Source organism: Streptomyces sp. NPDC056503 (assembly GCF_042794995.1).
Taxonomy (GTDB): Bacteria; Actinomycetota; Actinomycetes; order Streptomycetales; family Streptomycetaceae; genus Streptomyces.
Genome location: NZ_JBHTST010000002.1, coordinates 1 through 23,986, shown reverse-complemented (window position 1 = coordinate 23,986; position 23,986 = coordinate 1). Strand labels below are relative to the sequence as shown.

The window sequence follows — 23,986 nt, the reverse complement described above, 5'->3', positions numbered from 1 at the left end:
CTCTACCGTGCCTCCTGGTCGCTGTCCGGGACCCGGGCGGCCCGCAAAGGCAGCCGCTCCGTCCGCCACCGGCCCGTCACGTTCCGCGGGACCGGCCGTTCGTTCTGTCCGCGCGGCGCGGGGTGGGGCCCGTCCCACAGCGTGCCGTCCGTCCGGTCACGCGGATCGGGGTCCACCAGCACCACGCCCACCACCGGCACGCGCTGGTCGGCGAGGTGCCGCGCCACGCTGTGCAGCCAGGCGACGCTGCCGTACCCGGCCCGTACGAAGAGCACCGCCCGGGCCCCGAGATGCGGCAGGTCCGCCCACGCCGCACCCGGCGCCACCGAACCGACGCCGATCCGGCGCTCCCGGTGCGACAGCTCCGCCGCACCCTCGCCGTCGACCACCACCGGGTCCCCGGGGCCCGGCCGGCGGCCCGCCAGCGGCAGCCCGGGCAGCCCGTCGATCACGGCCACCGGCCCGTCCGCGCCCAGCGCCCGCGCGAGGTCCAGGGCGATCGCTCCCGTCTCGCGCGCACAGCCCAGTTCGAGTAGCGACACCGGTCCGGCGGAGCCGCGCACCGTGCGGGCCAGCGACCGGGTGAGCCGTTCGCGCGCCTCCCGGGTCCGCCGCCGCCACGGCCAGGACCGGCGCGGCAGCTCCGCGACGACCGAGGCGCCGAGGTGCGCCGCGATCTCCCGGCGCAGCACGGGACGGTCCGCCACCACCGAGCCGACCGCCGCCACCGCGAACCCCAGGGCGAGCCCGAGGACCAGTCCGATCGCCGCGTTGGTGGCGGCGGACTTCGGCAGCGAGTGCGGCACCGCGCGCGGGGCGTCCACGATCTGCGTACCGGCGACGAGGTGCGGCGTGCCGATCCGCGCCTCCGCCGCCCGCTGGTCGAAATCCGAGATGCGCGAGGTCAGTTCGGCCCTGCGGGCGAAGAGCGACTCCATGTCGGCCGACGCCTTCGGCCCCTTCTCCCGGGAACCCTCGCCGATCGTCTCGTTGACCCGGGAGAGCTCGTCCCGCATGCGGTCGCGCTGGTCGAGCAGTGCCTTCGCCTCCGCGTCCGCCGTCTCCCGGATCCGCCGCACGTGGTCCGCGACGAACGCCTTCGCGAGCGCCTCGGCCCGGGCCACCGCCTCCGCCTCGCTGTCACCCGACACCGTGATCTGCATCAGGTTGTTGGTCAGCCCCAGCCCCTCGTACTCCTCCATGAAGTCCTCGGGCTTCTCGGCGGAACCGAGGGAGCGCAGGGCCTCGCCGGCGATGCGGGTGGTGCGCAGCAGCGCGACATCCGTACGGATCAGCGTCCCGGGATCGTTCGGCTGGTCCTCCTGGTGCGCCACCAGCACCTTCGTCATCGCCGTCGGCGGCGGCACCAGCACGAAGGCGAGCACCGCGCCCGCGAGCACTCCGAGCAGCGCCAGCGAGGACCAGAGGCGTCGCCGCCTCCGCACCGCCGCCAGCAGCGTCTGCAGGTCGATCAGCGGAGCGGCGGCCGCCTGCTCCTCCTCCGTACGCGTCGTCACCAGGCACCTCCCGCCCTGTCGCCGCTCCCCGCGAACGCCGGCGCGCCCGCGGGCCGCGCCGGTCCGGAGCCGCGCGCCGGGCGGCCCCGGACCACGCCCGCCAGGACGAGACCGACGACCTCCTGCCCGGCGTCCGCGCACGCCCCGGCGATGCCCCCGAGCTCGGCCGCGGTCCAGCTGCCCGGACTGACCACGACCACGACACCCGACTCGTCGGCCCGGTCCGGCAGCAGCGGATGCGACACCGTCACCCCCACCAGCCGCATCAGCGGGTGACCGCCGTCCGGGGCGGCGGCGCTCCCGGCCTCGGCGACGAGCTCCTCGGCGGCCCGGCACGCGATCTCGTCGCCGTCCGGGACGACGACGAGCAGCCGGCCGCCGGCCGGCAGCCGCTCCCCGAGCCGGGCGCACACCCGCCGGTAGCGGATCCGCCGCCCGGACTCGTCGCCTGAGCTCCGCGGCGCCGGGACGTCCCAGCGGACGTCGAGCCCGAGGAGCCGACGGAGCCGGACCCGCGGGCCACGCGCCCGCGCCCGGTGCGCGGGACGTCCGCCGGGCACGTCCACGGAGCCGACGAGCACCGCGCCCAGCGCGGCCGCGATCTCCGGTTCGGTGCGCGGCCGCCGGCTCATCCGCGCGGCGGCGAGATGGGCCACGACCGTCAGCAGGAAGAACAACACCGCGCCCGCCACCACGAGTTGGGTCCGCGTCGGCGGCGCCTCGCCGGCCGGCCGGACCGCCGGCCCCATGACGACCATCGTGGCCTTCCCCGTCTTGCCGGCCGCCGGATCCGTCTGGTCCAGCTTGGTCATGGCATCGCGCAGCGCCGTACGCAGCTTCTCCAGCTCCGTACGCGCCTGCACGCTCTCCACCGTCCGCCCCGGGTCGGCCGCGTCGGCCAGCTCGGTGATGCGGCGGCTCGTCCGCTCCACCGCCTCCCGCAGCGCCTCCAGCCGCGTCTCGGCCTCCGGGTCGGTGTTCCCGCCGACGATCCGGGTGGCGAACGCGACGAACTGCCGGGCCGTCTCGTCGGAGAGCCGCTGCGCCCGGACCGGCGTGTCGGCCGTGCCCGAGATCTTGATGATGTTCCCGTCGGCGACCTCCGCGCTGACGCGCTCGCGCAGCTCGGTGCCGTCCGTCCCGTTCCGGTCGAGCGCGGCGGCCACCCGGTCGATCACCACCGAACTGGTCGCGACCTGCGCCTGGGTCAGCAGCTCGCGCTCCTCCCACGCTCCCGGCAACAGGACCGACACCGAGGTGGAGTACCGCGGCGGGAGCAGCAGCGAGGTGCCGTGGCCCACGAGCGCGCCCACCAGCGCGAGGAGGGTGAGGAGCCGCCAGCGCCGACGGAGAATGCGCCCGAGGGTGACCAGGCGTATCGTGTCGTCGCTCAACGGCGCGGCCTCGTCCCCGCCCGGCCCCGGACGCCCCCCGACAGCGCGGCGGCGTAGGCGGCGAGCAGCGCGCGCTGGGAGTTCCGCCAGGCGAGCGGGCCGCCGATCCGCTCCTGGCCGGCCTTGCCCATCAGGGCCCGCTTCTCCGGGTCGTCGAGCAGCAGCGCGACGAGCCGGGCGAACTCCGTCTCGTCGTTCGCGGGCGCGTAGACGGCGGCGTCACCCGCGGAGACGCGCGCCTCCCGCAGGTCGAACGAGACGATCGGCCGGCCCATCACCATGTACTCCAGGACCTTGTTCATGGTCGACACGTCGTTGAGCGGATTGTGCGGGTCGGGGGAGAGGCACACGTCCGCGGTGGACAGGTAGCGCGCCAGGTCGGCGTCCGGTATTCGCCCGGTGAACTCCACCCGGTCCGAGAGGCCCAGCCGCCGGGACAGCTCCACCATCGCGTCGAAGGTGTCGCCGCCGCCCACGAACACCGCGTGCCAGTCGGTGCGCCCGAGCTCGTCGCGGAGCCTGGCCAGCGCCCGCAGGGCGTAGTCGACGCCGTCCTGCGGACCCATGACACCGAGGTAGCACAGCAGATGGGGCTTGCCGCGCTTCAGCTCCGGCTCGGGAGGCACGGGACGGAACCGCTCGGTGTCGGGCGCGCTGCGCACCACGAACACGTCCTCGGCCCGCCGGCCGCCGCGGCGCACCGCCACGTCCCGGTAGCTCTCGTTCGTGGCGAGCACGACGTCCGCCGCCCGGTAGGTCATCCGCTCCAGCGCGCACACGGCGCGGTAGAGCAGGTCCTCGCCGCGGTCGAAACGGGAGAGGTACAGCTCGGGCACCAGGTCGTGCTGGTCGAAGACGAAGCGGGCGCCGCGCCGCTTCAGCCACCACGCCGGAAGGAACAGCAGGTCGGGCGGGTTGCAGGCGTGCACGACGTCGACGGGACCGACCTCGCGGGCCAGCCGGGCCGTGTGCCACAGCGCGGAGCCGTACTCCCGCAGGTAGCCGGCCGGGCCTCCGGTGGCCGCGCGCAGCGGGTAGCGGTGGATCCGCACCCCGTCGATCTCCACCTCCCGCTCCGTGTCCCGCTTGCTCCCCATCGGGCAGATGACGTGCACCTCCCAGCCCGCGTCCCGGAGCGTCGCGCACTCCTGCCACACCCGCCGGTCGAACGGCACCGACAGGTTCTCCACCAGGATCAGCGCGCGCCGGCGGTGCCGGTCGCCGCTGGTCTCTTCACCAAGCAAGGCCCACGTACCCGGGTTCGGCCCGCCGCGCGTCGGCGTCGGGAAGGTGGATGAGGTCGATGATCATCTGCCGGTCCCCGTGGGGCAGCGCCGCCAGCACGGCCGGATCCCTGGTCCCGACGAGGCACACCTCGGCGTGGTCGAGCACCTCGTCGACGGAGTCGGCGAGCAGCTGCGCGAGGTGCGGCAGCCGGTTCTCGATGTACTCGCGGTTCGCCCCCAGGAGCCGGGAGAGGTTTACGTTGGCGTCGTGGATCCGCAGGTCGTACCCCTTGCCGAAGAGCCGCTCCGCCAGCTCGACGAGCGGACTCTCCCGCAGGTCGTCGGTGCCGGGCTTGAAGGACAGCCCGAAGAGGCCCACCCGGCGCTTCCCGGTGCGCTCGACCAGCTCGACCGCCCGCTGGAGGTGGTCGGCGTTGGAGACGAGCACATGGGAGAGGATGGGCACCGACACGTCGGCCCGCCGCGCCGCGTGGACCAGGCTGCGCAGGTCCTTGGGCAGGCAGGAGCCCCCGAAGGCGAAGCCAGGCCGCAGGTAGGCGGGGCTGATGTTCAGCTTGCGGTCGGCCAGGAAGACGTCCATCACCTGGTGCGAGTCCACCCCGAGCGCCTGGCACACCGCGCCGAACTCGTTCGCGAAGCCGATCTTGAGACCGTGGAAGGCGTTGTCCGCGTACTTGATCGCCTCGGCCGTCGGCACCGGCACCCGGAACACCTCGCCGGGCAGCCCGTCGTAGAGGGCGACCACGACGTCGCCGCTGGCCGTGTCGAGTTCGCCGACGACGGTCTTCGGCGGGTCGAAGAAGTCCCGCACGCTCGTGCCCTCGCGCAGGAACTCCGGATTGACCGCGACCCCGACGTCCACCCCGGCCGTGCCGCCGACGTACTTCTCCAGGATCGGCACCAGCAGGTCGAGGCAGGTGCCCGGCAGCATGGTGCTGCGGAACACGACGGTGTGCCGCCCGCCCCGCTCGGCCAGGGCCGCGCCGATCTCCTCGGTCACGCGCTCCAGGTAGGTGGTGCACAGGCTGCCGTTGGACTCCGAAGGCGTCCCGACGCAGACCAGCGACACCTCGCTGCCCAGGATCGCCTCGTGGACGTCGGTGGTGGCGCGCAGCGCCCCGCCCTCGACGACCTCGGCGACGAGCTCGCCGATGCCCTCCTCGACCACCGGCGCCCGGCCGGCGTTGACCAGGTCGACCTTCACCGGGTTCACGTCCACCCCGATGACCTCGTGCCCCAGACTGGCCAGGCACGCGGCCGACACGCAGCCCACGTAGCCGAGCCCGAACACGCTCACCCTCATGACCCGCTCCTCCCCCCGGGCAGGCCCTCCCGGCCCGCCCTCAGCCCACCGCTTCGAAGCCGAACTCCCCGCATCAGTAAGCCCCCTGACCATGGATCACCGCGCGGAAGGTCTTCCAGAGGATCACCGTGTCCAGGGCGAGCGACCAGTCCTCCACGTACCGCAGGTCGAGCCGGACCGCCTCCTCCCACGACAGGTCGCTCCGCCCGCTGATCTGCCAGAGCCCGGTCAGGCCGGGCTTCACCAGCAGCCGCCGCCGGATGTCCGCGCTGTACGCCGCGGACTCCTCCGGCAGCGGCGGCCGCGGGCCGACCAGCGACATCGACCCGGCGAGTACGTTGACGAGCTGCGGGAGCTCGTCGAGCGAGTACCGGCGCAGCACCGTGCCCACCCGGGTCACCCGGGGGTCCCGGCGCATCTTGAACAGCAGCCCGGCCCCCTCGTTCCGTTCGGCCAGCTCCGCCCGCGCCAGGTCCGCCCCGGCGACCATGGTCCGGAACTTCAGGATCGTGAACTCGCGGCCGTCCTTGCCGACCCTGCGCTGCCGGTAGAACACCCCGCCCCGGCTGTCCACCAGGACGAGCAGCCCGACACCCACCATCAGCGGCGACAGCAGCACCAGCAGCAGCGCCGCGCCCAGCCGGTCGACGACCTCCTTGACCGCCCGGCGGCCCCCGGTGAAGGTGGGCATGCTCACCCGCAGCAGCGGTATCCCGAGCACCGCGTCCACGTGCAGCCGGGGGCCGGCCACCTCCATCAGCACCGGGGCCACGACCATCTCGGCGTCGCTGCCCTCCAGGTTCCAGGCCAGCCGTCGCAGCCGGCCCGGCGACCAGTGCGGGTCCGGGGTGACCGCGACGACCCGGAAGCCGTCGCGGTGCACGTGGTTGGCGACGTCCGCCAGCCGGCCGACGACCGGCACCCCGTCCAGCTGGTCGCCGTCGGGCCCGAGGCCGTCCGTCGTGCACACCGCGTCCACCCGCCACCCCAGGTGCGGGAACTTGCGGGTCCGGGTGATGAGGTCGCGTACGGTCGCCATGCTCCCGGCGGCGAGCACCGGACGCAGACAGCGCCCTTCCTTCCGCTGCTTGTGCAGCCACAGTCGCAGCAGGTACCGCGCCGTCATCGTGACCAGCGCGATCGCGGGGATCGCGACGAAGATCCAGAGCTTGATGTTGCGCGAGGTGAGCGCGATCCCGCCGAGTGCCAGGACGACGGTCGCCATGAACAGCGAGCGTCCGAGCCGCCGGAACTCCTCGGCCCCCTGACCGAGGACCGCCGGAGCCCACGACCGGCTCACCGCGAGCGCCCCCAGTACCAGCAGCTCGGTACCGAAGGCGAGAATGCCCCACTTCTCATGCCAGTTGGCCGCGTCCCTGGCTCCGAAGAAGTCGCCGATCGCGCCCACTACGAGGGCGGTGGCCACGGTGTCGCTGGTGATCACGGTACGGCGGTACCGCTGCTCCCAGTCCATCGCCGGCCGACTTATCTCCCCGTTCGCCAGGCGCTCACGCGCAGACGGAAACGGGCTGAGTAATCCCCCTTGCCGCACAGAACCCCCCAGGTCCCAGTGGAAAGACGCACTCGCCCTGCACTGTTCCTCAGCTCGGGAGGCCCCCACCCTCCCCGTACCGCACCCAGGCCCACGAGAACCGATCACCCCAGATCCGGCACCAGGGACATGAACGCTGGTCTTCCACCGTGCCGGACTTAAAGATCATTACTGGTCGCCTCGTGCTCGATCAGCTGAAGCATGGTCAATCTAGAGCATGGGAACCGGGTTGGAGAGAGGATGTGTGTAATTTGTGCGTAAGCTTTGGGAGTTGATCCACGGGCCGCTCACCAGTCCCGTACGTCTTCACGCCAACAGGTGCTCCACCGGCCACACGGATCACCTGAGTGAACGTCAACTCCAAGCCAACAGAAGGTAATTAGGATCTTCTGGGCTCAGACCGTGGTGCCGCCGTCCACCGGGATGCAGGCCCCGGTGATGCCGGATCCCGGGTGCGAGGCGAGGAGCAGCACGGCGGCGGCCACCTCCTCCGGGCGGGTGAGGCGACCGGTGGCCGTCCGGCCGGTGAAGTGGCGGATGAGCCCGGCGTAGTCGGTGCCCAGCACGCGGGCCGCCTTGGGGCCCTGTTCGGTGACCCAGTCGGTCTCGACGGCACCGGGGCAGACGCAGTTCGCGGTGATCCCGTACGGGCCCACCTCCTTGGCCAGCACCCGGGTCAGACCGATGAGGGCGTGCTTGGCCGCGGCGTAGGCGCACAGGCCGGGGTCGGGGTCCCGCCCCTCCATGGAGGAGATGGTGACGATGCGCCCGGAACGCTGGGGAACCAGGTGGGTCAGGGCGCGGCGCGTGGTGAACAGCGCCGTGTCGAGGTTGAGCGCGAGGGTGCGGTGCCAGACCTCGTCCGTGATGTCGGCGACGGTCGCGAAGTCGGTCGCCCCGCCGACGTTGTTGACGACGATGTCGAGGTGGCCGTAGCGGTCCACGACGGTGTCCACGGCCCGCTCGGCGTCGGGGCGGTGGGTGGCGTCCGCGACGCAGAGGGTGATGTCGTCGCCGGCGTCGAGACGGGCGAGCGCCCCGCGGCCGCGCTCCTCGTCGCGGCCGGTGACGACGACCCGGGCGCCGTGGTGGTGGAGGGTCCGCGCGATCGCCAGTCCGATGCCGCGGGTGCCTCCGGTGACGAGGGCGGTCCTGCCGGTGAGGTCCATGGGGTCTCCCGTTCTGGGGCGGGGTGCGGATGCCGGAGGGCGAGGGTGACGGTGTGCGGGACGCCGGGCAGCCGGAGCGGTACGAGCCGCCAGCCGCGCGGGGCGAGGTCCCTGCCGAGGCGTACCACGGCCGGCCGGGGACGCAGGGCGATCTCCACGTCCACCAGGGCCCGTGGCAGCGGCCAGCCGAGCGCCTTGGCCATGGCCTCCTTCGCCGTCCACAGCCTCAGGAACGCGGCGAGCCGGTCCGCGGCGGGCCGCTCGGCCAGCGCGGCGCGCTCGGCCGGGCCGAGCGCGTGGAGCAGGAGCGCGGGGGAGGGAGGACCGGGCAGGTGCTCGACGTCGATGCCGATCGCGGGACGGGGACCGCCGGACGCGGCGGGCGACGTCAGGGCGGCGACCGTCACCGGACCGCTGTGGGCGGCCGTGAGCACCAGCGGAGGGAGCCCCTGCCCCGGCGCGAGGGCGGGACGGCCGAGGGGGTCGCGGGTGAGCCGGAGGGCGTCGGCGTCCCGGCCCCAGCGGACGGCGACCGCGTGCCGCAGCAGGGCCCGGCCGCGCCCCCGGCCCGGCGTGGCCGGGCCGAGGTGCCACCAGACCTCCACCGCGCCGGCCGTGCCGGGCAGGGAACGGGACCGGGGGTCAGGCGGAGGCAGACGTGTCACGGGCGTCCCCCGGCGCGGGGACGGCGGGGGAGGCGACCGGCCCGGGCAGGTGCGCGAGGACGGTGGAGCGCATTCCGGTGATCTGGGCGATGACCCGGCCGTCGTCGGCGGAGGCCGTGCCGACCTCCGTGGCGGGGGAGTGGTGCAGGCGCAGGCCGTCGGGATGCGCCGCGATCAGGGCGTGGTCGTCGCCGGGCTCGAAGAGGGCGATGCGCTCGATGGAGCGGGGGACGGGGACGGGACGGCGGCCGTCGGGAGCCGGCCGGAGGGCCGGCGTGCGGGCGAGGCTGTCGAGCAGGGTGCAGGGGGTGCCGAGGCGGGGCAGTCCGGAGAGGGCCCGGACGTCCGGCCGCCAGCGCGCGGTGGTGCCCAGCGGGCCGGTCCCGCATTCCCCGGTGGCGCGGAAGACACCGGTGAGCAGGACCGGAGACGCGGACGAGTAGTAGGGGTCGTCGACCGGCCGCGAGGCCGTGACGGGAGGACCGTGCGGGTGCGGCACGGCGGGCGTGCCGCCGAGGTGGACGGTCGCGCGGAAGTGCTCGCGGTCCCGGGCCAGTTCGCGGCCGTCCGGCGCGAGGACGGAGGAACGGACGGTGACGGCGACGGCGCAGCCGTTTCCGGAGTCGGCGCGGCGGGCGTCGACGCGGAACCGGGCGGGCCTGCCGTCGGTGCGGGCCCGGACCCAGGCGCTGAAGACGAGGTGGTCCACGCTGCGGACCGGCATCCCGGGCGCCAGGGAACGGGCGGCCTGGACGGCGATGTCGGCGAGCAGGACGCCGGGCACGGTGGGCCGTCCGTCGACGAGGTGGTCGAGCAGGAAGCCGTGGGCGGCGAGGTCGAGTTCGAGGTGCCAGGCCGCCCGCCCGCCCCCGGGGCCGTGACGGCGTTCGACCGGCTCCGGCAGCAGCCCCGGCGGAGCGGGGACCACCGGTGGCGCGTCGGGGCGCGGGGCCGCCGGACGGGGGGTGACCAGGCCGGGGAAGCGCCGGGCGAAGGAGCGGTGCTCGGCCTCGCCGACGAAGGTGACGAGCCTCTCCTCGGACCGGGGACGGCGGCGCAGCTCCGTCAGGAAGTGGTCGACGCCCTCCGCCGTGGTCATGCGGGACAGACGGTCGGTGCGGGCGGTGTAGGACTGGACGATCGCCCCGGAGCCGAGCCCGGTCTCGTCCCAGACGGTCCAGGCGATCGTGTACTCGCCCGCGGGACCGGCCTGGGCGGCACCGGACAGGAAGTCGTTGGCCGGGGAGTAGTCGCTCTCGCCGGGCAGGCCGGCGACCCCGGTGACGGAACCGAAGTTGCACCACAGGCGCGGGGCGAGCGCCCCGGTGAAGGCGGACCGCAGGTGGTGGTGGCCGTACAGCTTGACGTCGCGGATACGCCGCATGCCGGGCAGGGTCTTGCGGACGATGTCGCCGGGATGGTGCAGGCCCGCGCCGTTGAGGAGCAGGTCCACCCGGCCCTCGCGGTCCCGGACGGTGTCGGCGAGCGCGTGGACGGCCTTGGCGTCGGTGAGGTCGCAGGTGTGGAAGTGGACGTGGTCCTCGCCGCACAGTCCGCGCAGCGCGCGCAGGGTCAGGGCGGACTCGCGGGCGTGCAGGAGCCGGTCGAAGGCCCCGCTGATCTCGCGTACCGGCCGCTCCGGCCGGCGACCGCGCTCCTCGGTGATGTACCGGGCCCGGGCGGCGGGCAGCTCGTCCTCGGCGGCGTCGAGCAGGTCGCCGGGGAGGTCGGCGAGCCGGCCGGACCCCACGAGGTGGACGCGGAGGGGCGTCAGACGGGCCAGGCCGAGCAGGCACGCCGCCGTGATGCCGCGCGCCCCGCCCGTCGCCACGACCACGGCCCCCGGGGCGAGGGGGAGGTCGCCGTCCGGTGGGGGAGCCGCGTCCTCGGCGAGCCGCTGGACGTAGCGCGCGCCCTCCCGGTGGTGCACGACGGGCAGGCCCTCGGCGGGCCGCGCCAGCTCGTCCTCCAGGGCGGCCAGCGCGCCGGGCGCCGAGGCCGTGTCGCCGACCACGGCGCGTACCGTACAGCCGTCCAGCTCCCAGGCGAGGGACTTCACGAGACCGGTGAACAGATGCGCGTGCGGCGGCGGATGACCGTCGGTGAACGGCGCCATCACGACCACGCCGCAGGTGCCGTCCGCGACGAGACGGTCGCGCAGCTGTCGCACGGCCCAGAACGCGGCCTCCTGGAGGGCCCGCACCTCCGCCGACGGCGGGGCGGGCCAGCCCCCGGGCGGGTGCAGGTCGACGACGATCCGCAGATGCGTGAACCCCTCGGGACTCTCGGCCAGGACCGAGTCGACGACGGCCTGCGGATCCTGCCCGGCATCCAGCGTCACCAGGCGACCGGAGGCGCCGGCCGCCCGTACCCGGGGTCCCAGGTCACCGGCGTGCCGGGACCCGGAGATGACGAGGGTGCGGGCCGGCAGCGGACGGATACCCGTCCGGGGAGCGTACGGGCCCCGCCGTTCCCAGCTCAGGGTGTGGCGCCGGGTCGACGCCGCGGGCGCCGGCGGGGGAGGGGACGCGGGCGCCGGCGCCGGGCGGTCGGCGGCCGTGACGCGGGCCACGACGTCGACCAGGTCGTCTGCGCCGCCGTAGGACCAGCCGCCCCGGGGCGCGGCCACCGCAGGCAACGCCTCCAGCAGGGACGGGACTTCGGCCAGGACCGGCCAGTCGCGCGCCGCCGCGACGGACGCCCGGGTCAGCAGCAGGGCGAAGGCCCCCTCGGCCAGGCGCAGGGGATCCCCGATCCCGTACAGGCGGCCGAACAGGGGCCCACTGGCTCCGTTGACGCCGATCACCAGGGCCAGGTCCAGCTCGCCGCGCCGCAGCAGGGCGGAGGCGGCCCGCACCGCCGTACGGCCGGAGGAGACGCCGGTGTCCAGCGTCATGGTCGGCCCGTGCAGGTCGTGCGCCGCGGCGACGCGCGCGGGAATCACGTTGGGCATCAACCCGGCCAGGGTGTCCTCTCCGGGCTCGGGAAGAGCCCGGACCGAGGCCAGCAGCGCGTCGGCCGCCCGCTCGAAGGCCCCCGGATCGAGCCCCGGAGGAGCCCCGCCGCGCAGGCTCTCGGCGAGCGACGCGGCGTAGCAGCGGAGGGTGACCTCGGGGGCGCGCGCCGGGACACCCGCATACGCGGCGAAGACCCCGCACCCCTCCCGCAGCCCCTCCCACCACGGGGAGCCGTCCGGGGCGCGGAGCCCGGCCGCCACCTGGAGGGTCATCAACTGCGCCCGGTCGACGGCCGCCACGGTACGCGCGGGCATGCGCACCTCTCCGAAGGGCGGCGCGGGGTACTCGTCGCCGAACGAGTGCCGCTCGGCGGGCGGCAACCCCGCGGCCAGCCGCCGGGCCACCTCCTCCGCACCGGGCGTGCCCGGCAGATGCGCCGACCAGGCCACCGCCACCACGGGGTCGTCGCCGACGGGCTCGGGCAGGGAGGCGGGCGCGGACTCGCCGGGGCGCGGCGCGTCCTGGAGCAGGAGGTGCGCGTTGGTGCCGCCGAACCCGAACGAGGACACACCGACCGTACGGGGCCGGCCGGACGGACGGGGCCATGGCACCGGCCCCGTCGGCACGCGCGGGGCCGCCGGGTCGTCGGGCACGTCGTAGGGGGCCTGCGGCGGGATCACGCTGTGCCCCAGGGCCTGGAGCGCGTGGATGACGGAGACCACGCCCGCGGTCCAGCCGGTGTGCCCGACGACGGACTTGTTGGACGTGCACCAGGCGTGCGGCAACTGCTCCTTCATGACGCCGCGTTCCACCCGATCCCCGACCGGGGTGCCGGTCGCGTGCGCCACCACCCACTCGACCCGCTCGGCCGGGATGCCGGCGACGGCGCGGGCGCGGGCCAACGCCCGCTCCTGGCCGGTGTGATGGGGCGCGTGCACCGCGCGGCCGCGCCCGTCGGAAGCCGCGCCGAACCCGGCGAGGACGCCCAGGACCCGGTCCCCGTCGGCACGGGCCCGGTCCAGCCGCTTGAGGGCGACGAATCCGGCCCCGTCGGAGAACAGCACCCCGTCGGCGCCGTCGCCGAGCGCCCGCACGGCACCCGACCGGCTCAGCCCCCGCAGCTGCGAGAAGAGCACGCTGTAGCGCGGCCCCAGGGAGAACACCCCGCCGCACAGGGCCACATCGCACTCCCCGTCCAGCAGCGAGCGCACCCCCAGGTCGAGCGCGTAGAGCGACGACGAGCAGGCCGTGTCGACCACCCGCACCGGCGTGGCCGCGGGCAGCAGCCGGGTGACCGCCCGGCGTACGGCAGCCGCCGGCAGATGGTCCGACAGGCGGCCGGCGCGAGGATAGAAGCCCCGCAGATGAGCCCGCAGGCGCTCGCGGAGCCCGTCGTCGACGCCGGTCGGCCAGTGCGAGGCGAGCCCCTCCGCGGCGGCCTCGACGAGGAGGCTCTCCTCGACGTGCTGGGACCCCTCGGCCCACGCCCCGACGAAACAGGCCGCGCGGGATCCGGCCCCGGAGGCGAGGTCGGCGGCTCCGCACTGGGCGAGGGCGGTGTGCGTCCAGGCCGTCAGGAAGTCCTCGCCCTCGGGCGGCAGCGGCCGGACGTAGCCGGCGACCCGGCTGTAGGTGCGGTCCGAGGCGGGCCGGGGCGACCAGAAGTGTTCGAGCGCGAACCGCTCCCGCGGCTCGCTGAACTGGGGCACGCCCTCCACGAGCCGCTGCCACAGCATGTCCGGACCGTCCACGCCGGGCGCCACCAGTCCCATGCCGACCACGGCGACCGTCCGCTCCTCGGAGCCGGAGCCGGAGCCGGAGGAGGCGGCGGAGTCGGAGGCAGCGGAGGCGACCGGGGGCGCGGAGTGCCGGACCCGTACGGGTCGGGACGTGGCCGCGACGGGGGTGCCGGTGCTGGTACGGGGGTCGGTGCCGGTGCCGGTGCCGGTGCCGGTGTCGGTGCTGGGGTCGGTACTGCCCCCGGTACTGGTCCCGATCCCGATCCCGATCCCGGTGCTCGCTCCGTCGCCGTCGCCGTCGCCGTCGGCCGAGGTCGTCGGGTGGGGCGTGAGCATGGCCCGTCCCACCGAGAGCCCGCCGTCCGCCAGCAGACACTGTCCGGAGATCCAGCGCGCCTGTGGCGAGGCCAGGAACGCCACCAGCCTGGCCAGGTCCTCCTCGGTGCCCAGCCGCCCCAGCGGAGCGGCCGCGCGGCAGGTCGCCCGCAGGTCGTCCGCACCGGGGAAGAGCGCGGCCGTGGGATTGTCCAGCAGGCCGGCGGAGGCGGTGTTCACCCGGATGCCCTGAGGTCCGAGGTCGGCGGCCAGGTAGCGGGTCATCGCCTCCAGTGCCGCCTTGCACACCCCCACCAGCAGGTAGTTGTCCATGGCCAGGCCCGCGCCGATGGACGAGACGTTCACGATGGCCCCGCCCCCTCGGGCGGCCATGAGCGGCGCGGCCGCGAGGGCGCACCAGCGAGCCCCGTGGAGGTTGGTGTCCACGGCCCGCTGCCATTCGGTGTCGGTGAGGTCGTCGTAGCGGGCGAAGACCCCGCGCGCCGCGTTGTTGACGAGGACGTCCACGCCGCCGTGCTCGTCCGCGACCGCCGCGAACATCGCGGCGACCTGCTCGCGTTTGGCGACACTGGCCCGTAACGCCTGGGCACTGCCCCCGGCACCGAGGATCGCGGCCACCGTGTCCTCGGCCGCCCGGGGCGAGTGGAAGTAGTTGACGACGACGTGGGCGCCGTGCCGGGCGAGTTCCCGGCTGATGGCCGCCCCCACGCCCTTGCCGCCCCCGGTGACGACCGCGACCTTCCCCTGGAGGTCGGGCGCCGCCGGGACCTCGGGAGGGACGTGTCGGCTCATGCCGTCACCTCCCGCGCGCCCGCGCCCCGCGCGGGCAGCGTGCCCAGCAGGCCGGCGAGCGCGTGGAGCGTGGTGTAGCTCGTGAGGCGGGAGCCGTCGGCGGGCAGCGTCCGCCCGTAGCGCTCGGCGGCCTGGGCGAACAGTTCCGTCTGTTTGATCGAGTCCACTCCCAGATCGGCCTCCAGGTCCGCGTCCTCGGTCAGCACCTCCGGCGGATACCCGAGCGCGTCGGCGTACAGCGAACGCAGCGTCTCCACGACGGCCGCCCGGTCGGTGACGGCGCCCTCGGTCCCGTCCTCGGCCCCGTCCCCGTCCCGCAGGCCCTTCCTCACGCCGTCCCCGACATCGTCTCCGAGGCCTCCGACGCCTCCGATGTCGTCCTTCTCCTGCTCCTCCCGCTCCCTCTCGGCGCGGGGCCCTGCCGGTACGAGCGTCCGGCCGTCGTCCCACCGCTCCAGCGGCTCGCGGGCCACGGGCACCGGGACGCCCGACGCGACACCGGCGAGCGCGGCGGCCACGTCCCGGCCCCCGGCCCGGCGGCGCAGCGGCGCGATGACGCGTACGCCGGGCACCGTCGCCGCCACGAGGTCGCTCAGCACGCCCCGGGGGCCGCACTCCACGAACACGTCCACCCCGTCCGCGTACAGGGTGCGCACCGCGTCGGTGAACCGGGTGGGCCGCACCAGATGGGCGGCGACCAGATCGGCCACCCCGTCCGGGCCGTCGAGCCGGCGTCCCAGGATCGCCGAGTGCAGGACGTGCCGGGCCGGGGCGGTGCGTAACCCGGCGGCGCGGCGGGCGAAGTCCTCGGCCACCGCCGCCAGGGTCCGGTGGTGGAACGCGTAGGGCACCCGGAGCCGGGTGGCGCCGATGCCCAGCGTCTCGGCCGCCGCCCGGACCCTCTCCAGCGCCTCGGCGGGACCGGACACCACGCACTGGCGCGGGCTGTTGTCCGCGGCCACGGTCACCTCCCACTCGCCCAGGCCCGTCAGCAGTCCCTCGGCCCGGGACACCGACACCGCGAGCGCCACCATGCCGCCCTCGACGGGCGGGCACGCGGCGAACGCCTCGTCGCGGGCGGCCACCAGGGCCATGCCCTCCTCCAGGCCGTACACGCCGGCCGCGGTGAGCGCCACCAGCTCCCCGAAGCTGTGCCCGATCAGGATCCGTGGACGCAGTCCGTGACGCTCGGTCAGGAGGCGGAAGAGGGCGGTCTCGGCGGCGAAGAGCGCCACGTGGAGGTCGGCGGGGCGGGTGGCCGCCAAGTCGGCCAGGGACGGGGCCCGTTCGTCGAGCAGCAGGTGCGAGGGTGCGTCGCGCCCCAGGCGTACCGCCGCCGCGTCCAGCTCGTGAAGCGTTTCGAGGACGAGCGGCTCGTCCTCGGCCAACAGGGCGAGTACGCCGGGAAGATAGGCGCCCTGCCCGGGGAACATGACAGCGCAGTCCGTCACAGCGGATCCTCCGTGACACGTGGGTGAACAGCCAGGAAGGTTCAGGGCAGAGCGGGGGGTGGCGACATCGGCCGGCGGACCGGCTCCGCCTGTCCGCTCCCCTTGCCCGCTCCCCTGCCCGTAAATGTTCTCGTCGCGTCGTATGACCTGTCACCACCCACATCGATGACAGGCCATACGCCAGTGTGAATTCCGCCCGGCGGGGTCAGCCCAGTCCGCGATGGGCGGCCCACAACCCCGCGGCGCGGTCGGCGGCTTCGGCCACCAGGGCCGCCAGGGCGGGCTCGTCGGGGACGGGGAAGGACACGTACGCGCCCCGGCCGCCGGCCACCGGCCGGCCGTAGGCCTTCACGGCGAGGCGGCCGTCCGGGAGGAGCCGGACGTTGAGGGTGGTCAGCGTGAACGCCTCGTCGCGCCGGGTGTCGGTCCATCGGAGCGCCTCGGGGATCGTGACGTTGATCGCCAGAGCGCTCACTTCCAGGTCGCTGCTCATCCGGGGATGGTCTCACGCGAGGCCGTGCCGGGCGGAACTCCCGCCCCGGAGGGGAGGCGCGCCCTCCAACCCGCTTCCGCGACGAATCCTGTCAGAGGTCTTCCAGAACAATGCGACATGTGAAATTTTACACGTCACATGCTCAGCCGCCCGTGCTCCCGCACGTGGCCCCAACGGCCCCGGAGGCCCCCACAGATGCGTCCCTCCCGGATATCGAAGACCCGCGCGCGAAGACTTCCCGTGCTCGGCGCGGCCGTCTTCCTCACGCTCGGCCTGTTCGCGCCGCAGAGCCAGGCCGCCCCCGGCGGCGCCGCGAACCCTCCCGGCCCCGCCGCCACCGCCTCGGTCCACCGGTCCTTCCCGGTCCCCAAGTCGCCCCACGCGATCAGCGACAACCCCCGCTTCCGGCTCTCCTCGCAGGACTCCGCCGAGGAGTCCGGCCCGCGCCCCGCCCCCGTGCGCACCGCCACGGCGAGCGGGCAGCGGTCCTCGTCCGCCGCGGCGGACGCCTGTGGCGACCTCTCGGGCGTCGTCGACGCCACCGGCGCCGCGCTGGTCCAGCAGCTCAAGGCGCTGCCCCAGATCACCTGTACCTACCCGCTGTTCGGGCTCACCGGGGAGGACGCGCGGAAGGCCTTCCGCGAGGCCCAGATGGTGACCGTCGCCGACGCGCTGCGCGCGGACTCCGCCACGTACGCGGGCGACAACAGGACCGCCACCGGCCAGCTGGTGATGTTCCTGCGGGCCGGCTACTACGTGCAGGACAACAACGCGGACGTCGTCGGCGACTACGGCACCGCCCTGCGGAGCGCCGCGCGCGGCGCGCTGGACGCCTTCTTCGCCAACCCGCGCAGCAAGGACGTCACCGACGCCAACGGCGAGATCCTCAACGAGGTCGTCACGCTGATCGACAGCACCCACGAGGCGGGCCGGTACGCCGGTGTCGTGAAGTGGATGCTCGGCGGCTACGACGCCACGTGGCCCGACCGGATGAACCTCGCCATGCAGCACGTCGAATGGGTCGTCGACAACGGCTTCAAGGCCAGGAACGACGACCGCGGCTGGCGCGCCGCCCTCAAGGCCGACCCCGCCATCCTCGACACCTGGGCCGGCTTCGTCACGCGCAACGGCGCGCAGCTGAACCGCCTGGACGTCGTCAGCAACGTCGGCCGCCACCTCGGCCACGCCCTCGACGTCCCCGAACTCCGGGACCGGCTCCGGCCGTTGCTGAAGGACCTGATCAACCGGTACCCGAACGTCGGCCCCACGGCCCCCCTCACCATGAACCTCGGCTGGGCCACCCGTCAGTACGACCGCGGCAACTGCGCCGCCTACGCCATCTGCGACCTCGGCTCGCGCGTGCTCCCCGCCGTCCTGCCCGTCCAGCACACCTGCACCCCCGAACTGAGGATCCGCGCCCAGGACATGTCCCCCGAGCAGCTGGCGAGCACCTGCACCAGCCTGGTCAACCAGGACGCCTACTTCCACCGGATCATCGGCGACGACGGCGCGATCCCCGGTGACGTCAACACCAACCTGGAGGTCGTCGCCTTCGACGACTACACCCAGTACGCGCTGTACGCCTGGGCCGTCTACGACATCGATGTCGACAACGGCGGCATGTACGAGGAGGGCAACCCGGCCCTGCCCGGCAACCAGGCCCGCTTCATCGCCCACGAAGCCAGCTGGCTGCGCCCCGACTTCGAGATCTGGAACCTCAACCACGAGTACACCCACTACCTCGACGGCCGTTACAACATGTACGGCGACTTCGAGGCGGGCATGACCACGCCGACCATCTGGTGGGTCGAGGGCATCGCCGAGAACATCTCGTTCGGCTACCGCGACGAGCGCAACGCCGACGCCATCGCCGAGGCCGGCCGCCGGACGTACCGGCTCAGCGAGCTCTTCGACACCGTCTACGGCCAGGAGGAGGACCCCGAGGTCAACTCGAACCGCGTCTACCGCTGGGGCTTCCTCGCCGTCCGCTACATGCTCCAGAAGCACCCCGCCGACGTCCGGACCGTGCTCGGCGCGTACCGCACCGGCGACTGGGCCGGTGCCCGCACCCACCTCAAGCAGACCATCGGCACCCGCTACGACGCGGACTTCGCGACCTGGCTGACCACCGACTGCGCCACCGCCGACTGCGGTCCGCTGCCGGAGGCCTCCGTCGCCCCCGCCCCGCTCTGCGCGCAGGCCGACCCCCGCCAGTTCGACCGGAACTGCCGTCGCGAGGGCCTCGCCGCCACCACCGGCAACTACAGCTACCACTTCGTCTACCTGCCGGCCGGCGTCGAGCGGCTGACGATCACCAGCGGCGGCGGCACCGGCAACGCCGACCTCTACTACGGCGGCGGCAGCTGGGCCACCACCGGCAGCCACCTGGCGAAGTCCACCGGCGCCGGGAACAGCGAGACCCTGACCATCGACGATCCGCCTTCCGGCTGGGTCTACTTCAGCCTCGCCGCCGCACAGGACTTCGGCGGCGTGACCCTCACCACCCGGTCCGAGTAGGCGTTCTCCGCCGGGGCTCACCGAGCCCCGGCACCCTTCCGCCCCACGCCCGGCGAATCCACCGCCCCCGTCGGCGGCGACAGGTCAGGACCGACCTGGACGACGTCATGCCGGGCGGCACCGGCACCGTCGACGGCTTCGTCCTCGCCTTCCGAGCCGAGCCGAGCCGACGACCCCCGGGGTGCGCAGGCACCCCGGGGCACGCTCAGGACCAGGAAGCCAGCACCAGCGCACGCTCGGCGGCCTCCAGGTGCACCGCCGACGCCAGCCACGCCCGGGCGTACGCGTCCGAGGAGGCGTCCACCAGCCGGCCGAAGGAATCCCGGGGCCGGCGGTCCGCCTCGGCGGCCAGACCCTCCGCGAGGTCGGCGGCCCCGGCGAGACCCGCGCGCCGCAGCGGCACCGCGAGGGCCGCCCGGTCCCCGGCCCTGGCCGCCTCGGCGACGGCCCGGCGCCCGCCCGCGACACCGGTCTCAAGGAGCCGGCGGACCCGCCACAGCGGCGCGTCGGCCAGCGGATCCGGCCCCGACGGCATCGGGGCCGGGCCGCCCCGCCCGGGGCGCGGGAAGTGGTCGCCCTGGAGACGGTCGTAGCCCAGGTCCGCGCGGCCGCGCCACTCCTCCGGCAGCCGCGGCGTGTACGACGCGCCCGGCACCGGGCCCACCGCCAGCGGCCGGAGCGTGGCCGCCCGGTCCGGGTCCGGGCGGCCGAGGACGCGCAGGGCGAGCCCGGGGAACCCGCCGATCCGGCGCAGGTTGGCCGTGTGCGGCAGTTCCGGGTGGGGGTGGGCGACGCGCAGCCGCACCAGCGGCCCGCCGCCGAGGACCCGGGCCAGAAGATGGTCGTCGGCCGCCCCGAGCACCTCCACGTCGCAGCCGACCAGCGCCGTCTCCGCGCCCGCCTCCAGCGCGGTCGCCACCGCCTCCCGTACCGGCCGGGCGAAGAGCGCCGCCACCGGCTCCTCCGACCAGTCCACGCCGCGTACCGGGGTCGCGCGGACGCCCCGGCCCGCACCGAGCCGCCCGTCCGCCGAGACGGTCGCGCCCGCGATCAGCAGCCCGCCGCGTGCCAGCCCGGCGTGGTCGAGCACGGCCCCGCCCAGCGCGACCGACGCCGTCCCCGCCCCCTTGGCCCGCCCGACACCGCCCGGCCGCACGTCGGACAGGGTGTGCAACGCGCCCTCCGGGCCGAGGAGATGGGTCGTCACCCCGCCGTACCCCGTCGCGGACAGCACCGGCTCCCGGCACAGTCCCAGCACCCGGAGGCTGCCGCCCCGCTCGTACGCGCGCCGGCCGCCTCCTGCCGCCTCCGGCCCCGCCACGCCGGCGGCGAGCGCGAAGGCGCCGGCGAGCAGCTCGCGGAACGCGGCCGTCAGGTCGGACAGCCGCTGCCCCCTGCCCTGCCCACGCGCGGTCCGCAACCCCCGTACGACCCTGAGCGCCGCGGCCTCGGCGCGGGGCAGACCCGCCAGCCGGGCCGTGTGCGCGGCACGCAGCAGCTCGGCCTGGACGACCGTCCCGCCCGCGGTGACGCCCGCGGCGAGCGCCTCGGCGGCGGCTTGCCAGAGCGCCGACGCGGCACCGACCTGGGCGGGCGTGAGGGGCGGTGGGACGTCGTCCTCCACGGCGGACCCGGCCGCGCGCGGCGGTCCGCCGGCCCGCTCGGGCGCCGGTGACGGGGCCTCCGCCGCCCCGGCTTCGACCCCGGCTTCCGCCGCGGCCGACCCGCCGGCCGGGTGCGCCACGTCCACGTCCGCGTCCGCGATCGGCGCCGCGCCCAGCACGGCCGCGCGGTGCAGACAGCGCGGCGCCAGGAGACAGCTGCACACCACCTGACCGGGCTCGGTCACCGCGCCCGACGGGCCCGGCCGGAGGGTGACCAGGGTGTCCTCGCCGAACGGCACCTCCACGGTGCCGTCGGGGCCCGCCGTCGCCCTCCCGGCGCACTCGGCCACAGCGGCGTCGAGCTTCTTGCGGAGCCGCGTGGTCAGCTGCTCGACGGCCTCGGCGAGGACCTCGGGAGCGACGGACGGCAGGGGTTCGGTGCTCAACGGGCTTCTCCACGGAGGCGGTCGCCGACCCAGCGGGCGAGGGCGAGCGGGCTGAGGGCGGCCACCGGCATCCCGGCGGCGACGAGTCGGCGCGCCACCGGCACCGAGTAGCGGGGTGCCCCCGCGTCGTCGAGGGCGGCGCAGCCGAGGAGGTGCGCCCCGGAGGACGCCAGCGCACGGACCTCCCCGAGGAGCCCGGAGAGCGGCGCGCCCTCCTCGAAGTCGCTGACCACGACGACGAGGGTGCGGCTGGGCACGGTGACGAGCGTGCGGGCGTGCGCGAGGCCCGCGGCGATGTGCGTGCCACCGCCGACCCGTACTTCCAGGAGCAGCGACAGCGGATCCTCGACCCGGTCGGTGAGGTCCACCACCTGCGTGGAGAACGCCAGGAAGTGCGTGGACAGCGTCGGTACGCCGCCCAGGACGGCGGCGGTCAGGGCGGACCAGACGACGGACGCCTCCATCGACCCGGAGACGTCGACCACGAGGATCAGCCGCCAGTCCGCCTCCCGGCCCGCCCGGGTGCCGAAGACCGGGCGCTCCGGCACGACCACGAGCCGTCCGTCGTCCATCCGCCGGGTGTGCGCCAGGTTGGCCCGCAGCGTCCGGGCGAGGTCCAGACGGCCGCCGGGCCGCCGGGTGGGCCGGGGCGAGGCCAGCCCGGACAGGGCCGGACGCACCCGGGTGGCCAGCTCCTTCGCCAGCTCGTCGACGAGCCGCTTCACCAGCGGCCGCAGCCGCGCGACCTGAGCCTCGGGCATGCCGCCGGCCAGCGAGAGTACCGAGGACAGCAGCTCCACCGACGGACGCACGGCGGCCGGGTCCAGCTGGGTCAGCACATCGGACCGGCCCGCGTCGGCGGCGTCCGCGAGGACCTCCTCGCGGACGTCGGCCCCGAACAGCGCCTCCAGCTCCTCGGCCCACTCGCGGGCCGTCGGGAACGACGCCTCCTGCCCGCCGCCCTGTCCGGCCACGCCCCCGTCGAGCCCCTCGGAACCCTCGCCGCGCCCATGGCCGTACAGCTCGTCCAGCGCGTGGGCGTACCGGCGGGCCCGACCGTTCAACCGGTCCGCGTGCCGGCCGAGCAGCAGCCGCCACCGGTCGGCGGTCCCGATCCCGCGCTCGGGCACGGGGAGCGCCCCACCCGCCGGTACGCGCGCGTCCTCCTCGGCCACCGGTACGGGAGATGCCCCGGCGGCGGGCAGCGCCAGCGTCTTGAGCGCGGCCGACCCCGCCGCGTCCGCCGCCGCCCACAGCGCGAGCAGCTCCGGCGGGGCGTCCAGGGAGAGGTCGAGACGGTCCCCGAGCCGCTCGGTGACGGTGGTGAGCAGCCGCTCGCGAGCGGCCGGGGACAGCGCGTCGAAGCCGCCCCGCAGCGCCGGCAGACGGTCGAGGAACTCCTGGTCGGCCAGCGTGTCGACCCGGTCCAGGAGCGGTGCGAGGGCGTCCGGGGACACCTGGAGCAGAGGCCCGGCCGCGGTGAGCAGCCCGGCCAGCCGCTTCGCGAGCGCACGGCGCGCGTCCGGTCCCGTGGCGCCGTCGATCCACCCCGCCGCCCGCTCCCCGAGCCCGGCGGCCGGATCGAGGTCCAGCAGGACGCGGACCGCGAGGGCCGCGCCCTGGACGAGCGGCGCCCCGTCCGCGGCGAGCTCGGCCAGCGCCCGGTCCATCCGCAGGCCCAGCTGCCGCGCGGCCGTCCGGTCGGCCAGCGCCACCAGGGCCGCGGCGTCGGCGGGCGCGTCGCTCCCGGCGAGGCCGGGCAGAGCGCGGACGGCGGCGTCGAGGAGTTCACCGGCCAGCACCCCGGCGGCGGCGCGCGTCCCCTCCGTGGTGCCGGGGTAGTGCCCGCGCCGCAGACCCTCCAACAGGTCCAGGGCGTCGAGGAGTTCGGCAAGGCCCGCGCTCTCGGGCAGTATCTCGGCCGCCTCCCGCAGCCGGTCCCCGACCAGCTCGGGCAGGTCGCAGCGGGCTGCCGCGGTGAGCCCCGCGAGCACCTGCGCCGGCGTCGGCCCGCCGTCGGCGGCCTCGCGCCGCGCGGTCTCGTTCAACGTGCCGGCCGCCGCCTGCGCGGCCGTCACGCCACGCACCCCGGCCAGGTCCAGCCGCGCCGGAACCGAAGGCGTCCACGTCAGACGCCACTTGGTGCCCAGCGCCGTGCCGTCCCCGGTCGCCGCCACGGCGACCGGTTCACCGTACGAGGCGCCGATGACGAGCAGCCGCTGGAGCAGCACCTCGCGACGACCGTCCAGCGGCGACCGCAGCGGATCGAGCCGCACCTCGCGCGGCTCGGGCTCGTCCGGACGCGGCAGCCGGAGACCGGCCAACTCCTCCTCCACGGACGGCCCGAGCCCGGAGCGGGGAGCGTGCGGGGTGAGCCGCCCCCGCACCGTACCGACGAACACGGCCTCCAGGGCACGGGCCAGGGCCCGCCCCCGGCCGAGGGGCTCACCCTGCCCGAGCACGGTGGTGACGGCCTCCAGCAACTCCCCCCGTCCCGGAGCCGGCAGCCCGCGCAGCGCGGCCAGATCGCAAGCGAGCCGCAACGCCTCGGCGGCCTCGCCCGTACCGGCCGTGTGGCCCGCGCGCCGCAGCTCCCGGCACAGCCCCGTCAGCGAGGCGGCGGCCGCCTCCCGCAGCCGGTCCGGCACCCCGCCCGCCTCGAAGACGGCCTGCTGCCACCGGGGGTCCCGGATCCCCGCCGGGTAGCCCGACCGCGAGTCCAGGAGGTCGAAGGAGTACGGCACGAACGAGGTGACGGCCGCCCCGGCCTCGGCCGCCCCGGCCTCGGCCGCCCCGGCCTCGGC

General features: G+C 75.3%; 12 protein-coding genes and 1 pseudogene. 1 reads left to right on the top strand and 12 read right to left on the bottom strand.

Annotation, left to right across the window (positions count from 1 at the left end; all coding sequences use genetic code 11):
* Positions 1-2: 2 nt before the first annotated feature.
* The 10 genes and pseudogenes from ACFQ8C_RS00775 to ACFQ8C_RS00730 form a co-directional block, all read right to left on the bottom strand.
* Positions 3-1,517, bottom strand: a complete 1,515-nt coding sequence (locus ACFQ8C_RS00775) for a Wzz/FepE/Etk N-terminal domain-containing protein (RefSeq protein WP_383450664.1) — start codon at positions 1,515-1,517, stop codon at positions 3-5.
* Positions 1,514-2,911 (bottom strand): Wzz/FepE/Etk N-terminal domain-containing protein, encoded by a 1,398-nt coding sequence (locus tag ACFQ8C_RS00770; protein ID WP_383450663.1) that lies wholly within the window; start codon positions 2,909-2,911, stop codon positions 1,514-1,516. The genes ACFQ8C_RS00775 and ACFQ8C_RS00770 overlap by 4 nt, the downstream gene beginning before the upstream one ends.
* Positions 2,908-4,155: a glycosyltransferase family 4 protein gene (locus ACFQ8C_RS00765; RefSeq protein ID WP_383450660.1), complete on the bottom strand. Its 1,248-nt coding sequence runs from the start codon at positions 4,153-4,155 to the stop codon at positions 2,908-2,910. Before ACFQ8C_RS00765 ends, ACFQ8C_RS00770 begins: the two co-directional genes overlap by 4 nt.
* Entirely contained in the window at positions 4,145-5,461 is a 1,317-nt protein-coding gene (locus tag ACFQ8C_RS00760) for a nucleotide sugar dehydrogenase (protein ID WP_383450657.1), read from the bottom strand. Before ACFQ8C_RS00760 ends, ACFQ8C_RS00765 begins: the two co-directional genes overlap by 11 nt.
* Before the next feature lie 73 nt (positions 5,462-5,534).
* Complete coding sequence (locus ACFQ8C_RS00755) at positions 5,535-7,013, bottom strand: sugar transferase (RefSeq protein ID WP_383450655.1); 1,479 nt, start codon at positions 7,011-7,013, stop codon at positions 5,535-5,537.
* Positions 7,014-7,408: 395 nt separating this feature from the next.
* Entirely contained in the window at positions 7,409-8,182 is a 774-nt protein-coding gene (locus tag ACFQ8C_RS00750) for an SDR family NAD(P)-dependent oxidoreductase (protein ID WP_383450653.1), read from the bottom strand.
* Between the two features lie 95 nt (positions 8,183-8,277).
* Positions 8,278-8,589 (bottom strand): annotated as a pseudogene (locus ACFQ8C_RS00745) (4'-phosphopantetheinyl transferase family protein); the annotation flags it as partial.
* Positions 8,590-8,824: 235 nt separating this feature from the next.
* Positions 8,825-14,671 (bottom strand): SDR family oxidoreductase, encoded by a 5,847-nt coding sequence (locus ACFQ8C_RS00740; RefSeq protein WP_383450650.1) that lies wholly within the window; start codon positions 14,669-14,671, stop codon positions 8,825-8,827.
* Complete coding sequence (locus ACFQ8C_RS00735) at positions 14,668-16,122, bottom strand: acyltransferase domain-containing protein (RefSeq protein WP_383450648.1); 1,455 nt, start codon at positions 16,120-16,122, stop codon at positions 14,668-14,670. Before ACFQ8C_RS00735 ends, ACFQ8C_RS00740 begins: the two co-directional genes overlap by 4 nt.
* A gap of 205 nt (positions 16,123-16,327) precedes the next feature.
* Positions 16,328-16,615 carry a hypothetical protein gene (locus tag ACFQ8C_RS00730; protein ID WP_383450647.1) on the bottom strand — a complete coding sequence of 96 codons (288 nt, stop codon included), beginning with the start codon at positions 16,613-16,615 and terminating at the stop codon, positions 16,328-16,330.
* 240 nt (positions 16,616-16,855) lie between these two features.
* Here ACFQ8C_RS00730 and ACFQ8C_RS00725 point away from each other — a divergent pair, with 240 nt between their 5' ends.
* Positions 16,856-19,132: a collagenase gene (locus ACFQ8C_RS00725; protein WP_383450644.1), complete on the top strand. Its 2,277-nt coding sequence runs from the start codon at positions 16,856-16,858 to the stop codon at positions 19,130-19,132.
* A 205-nt stretch (positions 19,133-19,337) separates the two neighbouring features.
* Here the strand turns inward: ACFQ8C_RS00725 and ACFQ8C_RS00720 are convergent, their stop codons facing one another.
* On the bottom strand, positions 19,338-21,182 hold the full coding sequence (locus ACFQ8C_RS00720) for a hypothetical protein (protein ID WP_383450642.1): 1,845 nt from the start codon (positions 21,180-21,182) through the stop codon (positions 19,338-19,340).
* The coding region (locus tag ACFQ8C_RS00715; RefSeq protein ID WP_383450639.1) for a DUF5682 family protein at positions 21,179-23,986 on the bottom strand (2,808 nt) is incomplete at its 5' end. The genes ACFQ8C_RS00715 and ACFQ8C_RS00720, both read right to left, overlap by 4 nt.

Coding starts and splice junctions, on each gene's coding strand:
- ACFQ8C_RS00750 (WP_383450653.1), bottom strand. CDS start 8,182: ATGGACCTCACCGGCAGGACCGCCCTCGTCACCGGAGGCACCCGCGGC.
- ACFQ8C_RS00730 (WP_383450647.1), bottom strand. CDS start 16,615: ATGAGCAGCGACCTGGAAGTGAGCGCTCTGGCGATCAACGTCACGATC.
- ACFQ8C_RS00760 (WP_383450657.1), bottom strand. CDS start 5,461: ATGAGGGTGAGCGTGTTCGGGCTCGGCTACGTGGGCTGCGTGTCGGCC.
- ACFQ8C_RS00740 (WP_383450650.1), bottom strand. CDS start 14,671: ATGAGCCGACACGTCCCTCCCGAGGTCCCGGCGGCGCCCGACCTCCAG.